This window comes from Paraburkholderia sp. UCT31, assembly GCF_014397655.1.
Classification (GTDB): Bacteria; Pseudomonadota; Gammaproteobacteria; order Burkholderiales; family Burkholderiaceae; genus Paraburkholderia; species Paraburkholderia tuberum.
This window is the reverse complement of record NZ_VZQP01000078.1, coordinates 16,137-28,074: the sequence shown is the minus strand read 5'-3', so window position 1 is coordinate 28,074 and position 11,938 is coordinate 16,137. Positions and strand designations below refer to the sequence as shown.

At 63.4% G+C, this 11,938-nt stretch carries 8 protein-coding genes; 6 read left to right on the top strand and 2 right to left on the bottom strand.

All coding sequences use genetic code 11. The features are described from left to right. Nucleotides 1-87: 87 nt before the first annotated feature. A complete protein-coding gene (locus F6X40_RS37535) occupies nucleotides 88-843 on the bottom strand; it encodes a TetR/AcrR family transcriptional regulator (RefSeq protein WP_187631352.1) in 756 nt (251 codons plus the stop codon). A gap of 502 nt (nucleotides 844-1,345) precedes the next feature. Here F6X40_RS37535 and F6X40_RS37530 point away from each other — a divergent pair. The 6 genes from F6X40_RS37530 (at nucleotide 1,346) to F6X40_RS37505 (ending at nucleotide 10,942) form a co-directional block, all read left to right on the top strand. Beyond that, nucleotides 1,346-2,434, top strand: a complete 1,089-nt coding sequence (locus tag F6X40_RS37530) for an efflux RND transporter periplasmic adaptor subunit (protein WP_184068544.1) — start codon at nucleotides 1,346-1,348, stop codon at nucleotides 2,432-2,434. Further along, complete coding sequence (locus F6X40_RS37525; RefSeq protein WP_187631351.1) at nucleotides 2,431-5,604, top strand: efflux RND transporter permease subunit; 3,174 nt, start codon at nucleotides 2,431-2,433, stop codon at nucleotides 5,602-5,604. The genes F6X40_RS37530 and F6X40_RS37525 overlap by 4 nt, the downstream gene beginning before the upstream one ends. 2 nt (nucleotides 5,605-5,606) lie before the next feature. Beyond that, nucleotides 5,607-7,070, top strand: a complete 1,464-nt coding sequence (locus tag F6X40_RS37520) for an efflux transporter outer membrane subunit (RefSeq protein ID WP_187631354.1) — start codon at nucleotides 5,607-5,609, stop codon at nucleotides 7,068-7,070. A 182-nt stretch (nucleotides 7,071-7,252) separates the two neighbouring features. Beyond that, on the top strand, nucleotides 7,253-8,593 hold the full coding sequence (locus tag F6X40_RS37515; RefSeq protein ID WP_187631350.1) for a paraquat-inducible protein A: 1,341 nt from the start codon (nucleotides 7,253-7,255) through the stop codon (nucleotides 8,591-8,593). A gap of 67 nt (nucleotides 8,594-8,660) precedes the next feature. Continuing rightward, nucleotides 8,661-10,256, top strand: a complete 1,596-nt coding sequence (locus F6X40_RS37510) for an intermembrane transport protein PqiB (protein ID WP_187631349.1) — start codon at nucleotides 8,661-8,663, stop codon at nucleotides 10,254-10,256. Then, nucleotides 10,253-10,942, top strand: coding sequence for a membrane integrity-associated transporter subunit PqiC (locus tag F6X40_RS37505; protein ID WP_187631348.1), 690 nt, complete (start codon nucleotides 10,253-10,255; stop codon nucleotides 10,940-10,942). The genes F6X40_RS37510 and F6X40_RS37505 overlap by 4 nt, the downstream gene beginning before the upstream one ends. 171 nt (nucleotides 10,943-11,113) lie before the next feature. On the opposite strand, the gene F6X40_RS37500 is transcribed toward F6X40_RS37505, so the two are convergent. Further along, entirely contained in the window at nucleotides 11,114-11,857 is a 744-nt protein-coding gene (locus F6X40_RS37500) for a TetR/AcrR family transcriptional regulator (RefSeq protein WP_187631347.1), read from the bottom strand. Nucleotides 11,858-11,938: the final 81 nt, after the last annotated feature.

The window sequence follows — 11,938 nt, the reverse complement described above, 5'->3', positions numbered from 1 at the left end:
GCGTCAGTTGTGTATAAGAGACACACCCCACACCGCACCGGGCGGCCGCACCTGCGATGGCGCGGAAACGCCGCGCTAGTTGCACTGTCACGGCAAGGTCGGAGCATCGGGAACGGTGGGCAGTGGACGTCGCGCGATCCGCTCGGCCTCTACACGTGTGAGACCGAACGCCTGCAACACAATGGCGGCGGTTCGCTGGGCAAACTTGTCCTCCTTCGAGCGAAGCACCTTTCGCGCACGAACGGTCCGCTTCGACGAGTTGGCCAGTTGCAGTTCGGCGGCAATTCCCGCGAGCACCGTGCCAATCACGGTGATAACGGACATGAGCCGGTCCGCGATCACAAAGCGCCTTTCTGAAATGCCCTTCTCGCTATCGCGCAGCAGGCGCAGGCCGAGACCCCTGCTGAGCAGGCGCGGCGACAAACCTTCGCGAATGAGAAGTTGTCCCCACACTGGCTCGCGGTAGGCCCGCAGGAGCGTGTGACGGACTGAGACGGCGATCACTTCCGCTGGATCGGACAACCCCGCGGCGAGGCGATCGAGCGTATCCGCAAATTCCTCGAACAGCCATTCGATGAGCGCCGTGAAGATGCCTTCCTTGGATTCGAAGTGGTTATAGAAGGAGCCGAACCCGACGTCGGCTGCCTCGGTGATTTCGTTAATGGTGACGGAGCTCAAACCCTTGGCCGCCACCAGTTTCAGCGCAGCGTCGAGCAGGCGCGCGCGCGTCTCGCGTTTGCGACGGGCACCGCGCGGATAGCTTCGATTGATCGCGTCGCGGGACGCACTTGGCGCCTTGAGAGAGCGTCCGCGGCTCGCGCGCGGTGTGGGGGCTTGTGGCATGTCGGCTTCGTAGTCGTGATATTCGATATCCGTATTCTAGATTTTTATGTCATAGTTGACAATATACTCAGTATTGGGTCTAATCTCACCCTCGACGCCGACAACCGGACGTACGAAGGACCCAACGATGCCGACGGAGCGAAAAAATTCCGTTAGCGGTCGATCCCAAGTCCTCGGCCGGAACTGACAGACCCGCAGATCACCGGGCGTTAGGCATGAACGGGCGCTGCCCCACGTACTGGTTGCGTGGAGGCACATCGAGATGGCAAGTACCGACATGCACGTCGATAAGTAGGACTAACGTATCAACGAAGCTTGTTTTATGCGTCCGCGCTGATAGCGAACCGTGCTTGCTGGCACTCGGGTTTGCACGGCATCGGGAAACTTTCTTACCAGGGTTATCACCCGTCTTGTGAACATCGTGAAACATTCCGGCCCTATCGCGCAGGCGCCTGCGCGTCGCTTCTTACCTTCCCTCGTCCAATCTCCGCAGTGCGCACGCATGGTGCTTGCGGCTTGCTGCGCGGTCATGCTCGCGGCATGCCACCAGCGCGAAGCCGCCGCTCCAGAGCCGAAGCCCGTGGTCGCCCTGGCCGTCCACGCTGACGGGCGCACGGCAAGTGCGTCGCTGCCGGCTCAGGTGCAGGCGCGCTACTCCACGGCGCTTTCGTTCAGAGTGGGCGGCAAGATCATCGAACGGCGCGTTCGCCTCGGCGACGCCGTCAAGGCGGGACAGGTTGTTGCGCTGCTAGACCCGACCGATCTGCGCAGTAACCTGGCCAACGCGCGAGCGCAGCTCGATGCCGCCGAACACCGGTTCGTCTACGCGAAGCAGCAGCTCGATCGCGATCAGGCGCAGGCGCAGGCAAACCTGATTGCACCGGCGCAGCTCGAACAGACGCAGGACGCGTACGCATCCGCTGTTGCGCAGCGCGACTCGGCGCGCGCCCAGATGGCGCTCGCCTCGGACAATCTGCGCTATGCGACGCTGACAGCGGACCACGACGGCGTGATTACCTCGGAGGACGCCGACACGGGCCAGAACGTTCAGGCAACCCAATCCATCTATCACCTCGACTGGACGGGCGACGTAGACATCGTCTGCGACGCGCCCGAGCGCACGCTGAGCTCGCTGACAGTCGGCAGCATGGCGCGCGTAACGCTGCCGGCGCTACCCGGCAAGACCTTCGAGGCCCGCGTGCGCGAGGTGTCGCCTAGCGCTGATCCGCAAAGCCGCACCTGGCGCGTCAAGCTCACCCTGAACGCGCCCAGCCCTGCAGTGCGCCTCGGCATGACGGCCACCGTTGCGTTCGATGTCGTCGGTGACGCGTCGGGCGCACAGCCGTTCACTGTGCCGGTGACGGCGCTCTTTCATCAGGGCGAGAACCCTGCTGTCTGGGTGGTGCGTACCGGCACCGACACACTCGAGCTGCGTCCTGTGACGGTGCAGCGATACGACGAGCGCACGGTCTCCATCGCATCGGGCCTCCACGACGGCGACCGCGTCGTGGTGCAGGGTGTGCACGCCGTTAGCACGGGCCAGCACGTGCAGGTGGTGGCGCCCCTGCATCGGGAGGATTTCCCGTCATGAACTCCCGTGACCAAGAACCCGTGCGCGAGAGCGCGCCTGTCCCGTCTTCCGGGGCAGACAAGTCTGGCGAAGGCAGCTTCAATCTTTCCTCCTGGGCGCTGCGTCATCAGCAGCTCGTGATCTTTCTGATCGGGCTCGTCACGCTTTTCGGCGTGATCGGTTATACGAAACTCGCTCAGTCGGAGGACCCGCCGTTCACCTTCCGCACGATGGTGATCAAGACCTATTGGCCCGGTGCGAGTGCGCGCGAGGTGCAGGAACAGATCACGGACCGGATCGGCCGCCAGCTACAGGCCGCGCCGAACATCGACAACATCAAGAGCTACTCGCGGCCTGGCGAGTCGATGATCTTCTTCGCCATGAAGGACTCCGCGCCCGTCAAGGAAGTGCCGGACACCTGGTATCAGGTGCGCAAGAAGGTCGGCGACATTGCCGCGACGCTGCCGAAGGGAACCGTCGGCCCGTTTTTTAACGACGAATTCGGTGACGTCTACACCAACATCTATGCGCTTGAAGGCGACGGCTTTTCGCCGGCGCAACTGCACGACTACGCTGACAAGCTGCGCACAGTCCTGCTGCGCGTACCCGGTGTGGCGAAGGTCGACTATTTTGGCGACCCCGATCAGCACATCTTCGTCGAGATATCGAATGCGCAGCTCACGCGGCTTTCGATCACGCCGCAACAGCTCGCGCAGGCGATCGACGCACAGAATGCCGTGGCGCCCGTCGGCACCATCACGACCGCGGACGACCGCGTGTTCGTGCGGCCGAGCGGCGCGCTCAAGGATGTGCAGGCGCTCTCCGACATGCTGATCACCATCAACAAGCGCACGTTCCGGCTGGGCGACATCGCGAAGGTCACACGCGGTTATGACGACCCGCCGGCGACCCAGATGCGCGTCGGCGGCCAGGCGGTGCTCGGCATCGGCGTGACGATGCAAAAGGGCGGCGACGTGATCGACCTCGGCAAGGCGCTCGACGCAAAAGCCGCCGAACTGCAGGCAACGCTGCCGGCGGGTCTGAAACTCGCGGCGGTTTCGAGCATGCCGCACGCGGTCAAGCACTCGGTGGACGAGTTCGTGAAATCGGTTGGCGAAGCGGTGGCGATCGTGCTGGTCGTGAGCCTCGTCTCGCTCGGCTTGCGCACCGGCATGGTCGTCGTGATCACGATTCCGATCGTGCTGGCGGTGACGGCGCTTTGCATGCACATCTTCAATATCGGGTTGGACAAGGTCTCGCTCGGTACGCTCGTGCTCGCGCTAGGCCTGCTCGTCGACGACGCGATCATCGCCGTCGAAATGATGGCGGTGAAGCTGGAACAGGGCTGGAGCCGGGCGCGCTCGGCAGCGTTCGCGTATACCAGCACTGCATTCCCGATGCTCACAGGCACGCTCGTCACCGTATGCGGCTTCCTGCCGATTGCGCTCGCCAAATCGAGCACGGGCGAATACACGCGTTCGATCTTCGAAGTGTCGGCCATCGCGCTGATCGTTTCGTGGTTCGCGGCCGTCGTGCTGGTGCCGTTGCTGGGTTATCACCTGCTGCCGGAACGCAAGCCTCAACCCGGCGGTGCACACCATGATCCGCATGAAATCGGCAACACCGGCTTCTACCGGCACCTGTCGGGATGGGTTGCGTGGTGCGTCGAGCGTCGCTGGGTCGTGCTCGGCGTCACCGTCGTGCTTTTCGCGATTTCCATGCTGGCCTTCACGCGCGTGCCGCAGCAGTTCTTCCCGAACTCGGAACGGCCGGAACTGCTGGTCGATCTGCGATTGCCGGAAGGCGCCTCGTTCGAAGCGACGCTGCGTGAAGCGAAGCGCCTGGAAAAAGTGCTCGACGGCAAAGCCGGGATCGACCACTTCGTCGACTTCGTCGGCACCGGCGCGCCGCGTTTTTACCTGACGCTCGACCAGCAGCTTCAACAGCCGAATTTCGCGCAGTTCGTGATTACCGCAAAAAGCGTGGAAAACCGCGAGGAACTGATGCGTTGGCTCGACGGCAAGCTCGAGAAGGACTTCTCCGGCGTGCGAGCGCGCGTCTCCCGGCTCGAGAATGGTCCGCCGGTCGGCTTCCCGATCAAATTCCGCGTGAGCGGCGACGATATCGCGACCGTCCGATCGATTGCGCAGACGGTGTCGGACAAGGTCCGCGCCGATCCCCGCACGCGCAACGTCCAGTTCGACTGGGACGAGCCGGCGGAGCGCTCGATCTCGTTCGAGATCGATCAGAACCGCGCGCGCCAGCTTGGCGTCACGTCGGAAGATGTGTCGAACTTCCTCGCGATGACGCTATCGGGCTACACGGTGACGCAGTACCGCGAGCGCGACAAGCTGATCAACGTCGATCTGCGTGCGCCCAAGAGCGAACGTGTCAATCCGGCGCAACTCACGAGCCTCGCGATTCCGACACCCCACGGCCCGGTGCCGCTCGGTTCGCTCGGCCACGTGCGCAATACGCTCGAGTACGGCGTCATCTGGCAACGCGACCGCCAGCCGACCATCACGGTGCAGGCGGACGTGCGCGGCGACGCGCAGGGCATCGACGTGACCCACGACATCGAACGTGCGCTCGCGGCGGAAACCGCCAGGCTGCCGGTCGGCTATCGCATTCAGGTGGGCGGCGCGGTCGAAGAAAGCGTGAAGGGCCAGACGTCGATCAATGCCGAAATGCCGTTGATGATCATCGCCGTGCTGCTGTTGCTGATGATCCAGCTCAAGAACTTCGCGCGGACCTTCATCGTCGTGCTGACGGCGCCGCTCGGCCTGATTGGCGTCGTGGCCGCGCTGCTGCTGTTCGGCAAGCCCTTCGGCTTCGTCGCGCTGCTGGGCGTGATTGCCATGTTCGGCATCATCATGCGCAACTCCGTGATTCTGGTCGACCAGATCGATCAGGACATCGCGGCAGGGCAGCCGCGCTTCGACGCGATTATCGGCGCAACGATAAGGCGTTTCAGGCCGATCATGCTGACGGCCGCCGCCGCCGTCCTCGCGCTGATTCCGCTGCTGCGCTCGGGCTTCTTCGGTCCGATGGCGACCGCACTGATGGGCGGTATCACGATTGCGACGGTACTGACCGTGTTCTTCCTGCCCGCGCTGTACGCGGCGTGTTTCAGGGTCCGGCACGACGAGCGCGGAACGCAACCGGTCGTCGCCGAGCAGATGGAGGTTTGATGATGAGCTTCGCCTACAAGACATCCGTGATGGCCGTGGCTGTGGCCATCGCACTGACGGCCTGCACGTTCGGCCCGAACGGCGCGCCCCCGGCGATGCCTTCGCCTGCGCACTACGGTGCCGAGGCACAGCCGGCGAAGACCGTCGCAGCGGGCGGCGTGGCGCAGCAGTTCGATATCGGCGCAGTGGGCGTTCCGCAATGGTGGCAGCTTTACCGGTCGGACGCGCTGAGTGCACTGGTCGAGGAAGGCTTGCGCAACAGCCCCACGCTCGGGGCTGCGCAGCGGACGCTCGCAGCCGCGCAGCAGGAGCTGCGCGCCCAGGTCGGCGCATCGACGCTGCCTTCAATCGATGCTGTCGCACAAGTCGATCGCGGGCGTTCACCGCTTGTGCCCGGCATTGGCCCCAGCGAGGTTCGCTATAACTTTTTTGCCGGACAGTTTCTCGCGTCCTACACCTTTGACCTGTTCGGTGCGACGCGTTCGGCGAATGCGGCCAGCGCCGCTCGCGTAGACGTGCAGGCGTATCAACTGGAGGCGGCGCGGCGCGCGCTGGCGGCAAACATCGTCGGTACGACGATCAGCGTGGCGGCACTCGATCGCCAGATCGCGCTCACCGAACGGCTCGTCGCCGTGGCCAGGACGGCCGCGGACGAGGACCAGCACCGCTACGCGCTCGGCTCGGTCTCGCGTGCGCAGGCGCTTGCGTCGACGCAGGATGCGGCTTCGGCTGCGGCGAGTCTTCCTGCGTTACGCCAGCAGCGCGCCACAACCATCCATGCGCTCGCGGTGCTGATGGGCCGCACGCCGGACAACGCCCCGGCCGTTCCCGACCTCGACAGCCTGACGTTGCCCGAACACGTGCCCGTCGTGGTGCCGTCGGACCTGCTGCGTTCGCGCCCCGACGTTCAGGCAGCCGACGCCGCCGTGAAGGCCGCTGCCGCCGATGTCGGCGCTGCGACCGCGCAGCTCTTTCCGAGCCTGTCGCTGACGGCCTCGATGGGCCGCGGCGGCTTTAGCTGGCCCGCGGTGCTCTCAGGAGCGGGCGGACTCTGGGCCATTGGTGCGAGCCTGTCGCAACCGATTTTCCATGGCGGCGCGCTGTTCGCGCACCGCAAGGCGTCGATCGATGCTTACGATGCGGCGGTGCTGAACTACAAGTCCACCGTTCTGTCGGCGTTCCAGAATGTCGCGGATTCGCTTGCCGCGCTGGATAACGACGCACAGACACTCGCGTCGACTGAAGCAGCGGCACAGGCAGCGCAGGCGGGATTCGACGATACCGCGTCGCGCCGCCGCATGGGTTCGCTGCCGTCGACGGCACAGTATGCCAGCGAGCAGCGCTTTCTCAACGCACAGATCGGCGCCGTGCGCGCGGCAAGCCAGCGCATGAACGATACCGTCGCACTGTTCCAGGCGATGGGCGAACTGCCGCCGGGCCAGCCGCAAACAGCGTCGGCGCAATGATCGCGTGTCGATGAAGACGGGAAGAGCGACCTGCCGTTCAGGCCGCTCTTCCTCGACTGTACCGGCGGGTATCGGAGCAGTCGTTTTCTATCCGAAATCAGAATGCGCCCACGCACGGGAAGGTCAAGCCGGACTTCACGTGCATCGAACGCGCCAGAACCTCAGGTTGTCCAGTTCCCTGTATGGAATATAAGAAACTGATCGCCTGTCACGAGTGCGATCTGCTGTTTCGCAAGCCTCTGCTGCGGGGCGGGCAGACGGCGAGCTGCTCGCGCTGCCGTGCGGGCCTGGAAGGAACGCAGGGAGCGGGCGTGCCGCTCGACCGGATTGGTGCGCTCACCGTTGCAGCTTTGATCACATTCTGTATTGCGCAGGCTTTCCCGGTCATACAACTGCAGACCAACGGTATGACGTCGGCGGCGACGCTATTCGGCGCGGTGCGCTCGTTGTGGACGGGCCACATGCGCATCGTCGCAACGATGGTCTTTTGCTCGGCGATCCTGTTTCCGCTGATCGAACTCCTCGCCCTTCTCTATGTGCTGGTTCCGCTGCGCCTTGGCAAGGTAGTACGTCATTTCAATCGAATGCTTCGCGTCGTGCAGCTCATCCGTCCATGGGGCATGATCGAAGTGTTCATGCTCGGCGTGGTCATCACGATCGTGAAAATGGTCAGCATGGCGCAGGTGATCCCTGGGCCAGGACTGTTTGCATTCGGTGCACTCACGTTGATGTTGGCGTTTCTCGCCACTTTCGACCCGCGCGTGCTCTGGTCGACGCGGGACGAAATAAAGTTTCGACAACCCGCTGAGATCCGCTGGACCAGAGTGAAGCGCAGGTGCACCGCGCGAGCCCCGACGTTCTTCGGCCTGAAGCCCGCGCCGGCGGCGCATATGACGGCGCGCAGCGCCGGGCTCGTAGCCTGTCATACCTGTGGACTGGTGCAGAAGCACATCGCGGCGTCGTCAGAGCAGCGCTGCTCGCGGTGCGAATCGGTGCTGCACACGCGCCATCCCGATAGCGTGACGCGCACGTCGAGTCTGGTTCTTGCCGCCGCGCTCGCCTACATACCCGCGAATCTGTTGCCGATCATGCACGCGTCATCCCTCGGCCACTCGGAGGACGACACGATCCTCGGCGGCGTGGCGTACTTCTGGACTTCAGGCGACTGGCCGCTCGCCGTCGTCGTGTTCGTAGCCAGCGTCGTGGTGCCGATGCTCAAACTCGCCATTCTCACGCTGCAGATCGTAGCGGCCCGTCGCAGTCCGGACTGGCAGCCGCTCGAACGCGCGAGGCTGCATCGGCTCGTCGAGTGCGTTGGCCGGTGGTCGATGCTCGATATCTTCGTCGTCGCACTGACGGTCGCGCTGGTGCATTTCGGTTCGTTTGCGGTTGTCACTGCCGGTCCGGGCGCGCTGGCTTTCGGCGCGGTGGTGATTCTCACCATGCTCGCGTCGCATCAATTCGATCCGCGGCTGATCTGGGACAACGTCCGCTGCGGGCCAGCGCGTGGTTCACGGCGATGAACGAATACCGTTCTAGCGGCGTCCGCACTCCTAAATAACCTCACATTTGCGAACTACTCTCCGAGCGATGCATCTTCCCACGCCACCCAGACCTGACATCAAGCCGCGAAAACGCTGGATTCCCTCCCTCATCTGGTTAGTGCCGCTCATCTGTGCGCTGATCGGTGTGGCGCTGGTAGTCAAATCCGTCACCGACAAGGGACCGACAGTGACGGTCACGTTCGGCAACGCTGAGGGCATGGAGGCGGGCAAAACGAAGGTCAAATACAAGGACGTGGAGATCGGCTCGGTACAGGCGGTCGCGCTGTCAAAGGACCTGCAGCACGTCATCGTCACGATCGAGCTGACCAAACAGGCAGAAAAATTCGCAAGCCGCGGCACGCGCTTCTGGGTGGTTCGCCCGCGCGTGGGCGCTAACGGCATCTCGGGCCTCGGTACGCTGCTCTCCGGCGCGTATATCGGTGTCGACGTCGGGAAGTCTTCGGAAAGGCAAACCACATTTGTCGGCCTCGAAAGTCCGCCGATCGTCACGTCCGGGCAGCCGGGGCATCAATATACGCTGAGGGGCGACTCCTTGGGCTCCGTCGATATCGGCGCGCCGATTTTCTACCATCGCATCCAGGTAGGCCAGGTGGTCGGCTTCTCGCTCGATCCGCACGGCACCGGTGTCATCGTCAATGTTTTCGTCAATGCCCCGTTTGACCAGTATGTCGGCACCAATACACGGTGGTGGCACGCAAGCGGTGTTGACCTCCGTCTCGATTCGAATGGATTGAAGCTCAATACACAATCTCTGGCGACGGTGGTCGTCGGAGGCCTGGCGTTCCAGTCGCCGCCGGGTCAGGACGCCGGACAACCGGCCGCTGACAAGGCGGCGTTCCGACTCGCATCGGACGAGTCGGACGCGATGCGCGAGCCCGATGGCGCGCCGCTCAATGTCGTGATGCGGTTCAACCAGTCGCTGCGCGGCCTGTCTGTCGGCGCTCCTGTCGACCTTCGAGGCATCGCGCTGGGGCAGGTGACGGACATCGGTATCGAATATAACGAAAAGGAGAAGAGTTTCAGCATGAAGGTATCGCTGGCGCTGTATCCCGACCGGCTCAGCCGGCGCTCCAACGAAGCGCTACCGGCTCCGAACTCGCAGGGTGGTCATGCGTTGCTGCAAAACCTCGTCATGGAGGGAATGCGCGGTCAGTTGCGAACCGGCAACCTGCTGACAGGCCAGCTATTCGTGGCGCTCGACATGTTTCCGAAAGCGCCTCGGGCGAGCGTCGATGTTCATCGCAATCCTATTGAACTGCCGACTGTGCCTAACACCCTCGACGAACTTCAGGTGCAGATTGCCGATATTGCGAGGAAGCTGAATCAGGTGCCGTTCGACAAGATCGGAGCCAACCTTAACGGCGCACTTGAAAACGCCAACAAGCTGTTCGGGCACATGGACACAGAGGTCGTTCCGCAAGCCCGCGACACCCTGGCGGCCGCGCAGAAAACCTTCAGTACCGCCGAAACGACGCTCCGGCAGACCGCGCCCCTGCAGTCGGACATCCAGGATGCGATGCAGGAACTGACGCGCACCCTGCAATCCCTCAATGCGCTCGCCGATTATCTGGAACGTCATCCCCAGGCGCTCCTGTTCGGCAAGAAAGGAGACCAACGATGAAACTGATCCAATCCCGCGTGTGGCGCGCGATCGCCCGTATTGCGACCGTCATGGGTCTGGCCGCGCTGAGCGCCTGTGCTTCCCCGCCGGCCCGCTTCTATACCCTCGGCACTGACAGCGAACCGACGCGCGCAAACGTTACGGTCAGTCCGGCCTTCCGGATCGACATGCGCACAGTGAAGGTGCCGGTTTCAGTCGCAAGGAGCCAGTTCGTCGTACAGGTCGATGCGGCGCGCGTCAGGATTCTGGAAGACGAGCGCTGGGCATCGCCGCTTGCAGACGAGATCCGCAATGCGCTGCTCGCGGCCGCGACTCGACAGGCGGGCGGCCCCGACACGTACCAGCCGGGTCACGCCGAGGACGCTCGCACGTATCAGGTCTCCGTCGACGTGCAGCGTTTTGAATCGTGGCCGGGCTCACACGCGCTGCTTGACGTCACCTGGAGTGTACGCAAGTCGAACGACTCACGAACATTGACCTGCCGCAGCATAGTCAGCCAGCCCGTATCGGCCGGCTACGATGCACTCGTCAACGGCCATCGAGTCGCAGTGAGAAGGATAGGCACTCAAATTGGCGAAGTCGTCCGGGAATTTTCGGCGGCGCCTACCGTGTCCGCCGTTGCACCGGCGCGCATCCCTGCGAGTACGAGAAGTTCGGCGTTGTTATGCCCGGCGCTAGCAGGCTGAACCGATACAGGAATTGGTGCATCACGCCGACAAGGAGCGCGAGCTGATTGCTAGCGTCGAGGCTTTAGCAGGTGATTGAGTTTAATCGCTAGCGGCCCGACCGGGCTTCTCCACCGGGCCGCACCCGGCTGACTTCAGGCCGATCAGACCGATGGCGCCGGACCTCTTGATTCAATCGGCGTCGACAGTCTCCTCCACGACCGGCAGCGGACGCGCTGCAATCTTCTCCGCCTCCGCGCGCTTGAGTCCGAGTGTCTGCAGCAGCATTGCTGCAGTACGCTCAGGGAAGCGCTCCCCGCTAAAGCCAAGCTCCTTGAGTACGCTTGCCGCGGGCGCGCCCGGTGCGACGAAGTTCAGCTCGGCGGCGATTGCACAGAGGACCGTACCGGCTACCGCAAGAAATCCGATGAACGGGTCGGCGACCACAAAGCGCTTCACGGCAATGCCATTCACAATGTCGCGCAGCAGCCGCTGGCCCAGTCCGCGGCTCATCGCATGCGTCGGAATAAACCCTTCACGTACCAGGAAACGTCCCCACACGGGGTCTTGCTGCGCACGCAGGACCGTATGACGCACGGCGACAGCGATCACCTCGGCCGGGTCGGAAAGGCCAGCGGCGAGGCGATCCATCATGTTAGCGAAATCCTCGAACACCTCGTCGACAAGCGTCGCGTAAATCGCCTCCTTCGATTCAAAGTGGTTGTAGAACGAGCCAAAGCCGACATCAGCGGCTTCGGTGATTTCATTGATCGCCACGCCCTCCATGCCTTTTTCGGCCATCAGTCTGAGGGCGGCGTCGAGCAGACGGGCACGCGTCTCGCGCTTGCGACGCGCACCGCGCGGCTCGCGTTGTTCGGGAACGGCAACCGGGGCGACTGGCGCCGCACGGGTAGGACGCTTTGTAGTGTTCGGCATGATGGATCCAAGCTTGGTTATGCCTAAGTATAGAGCGTAATGTCTAGGTTGACAAAACGCTCATGAATGACTTTAATGTCA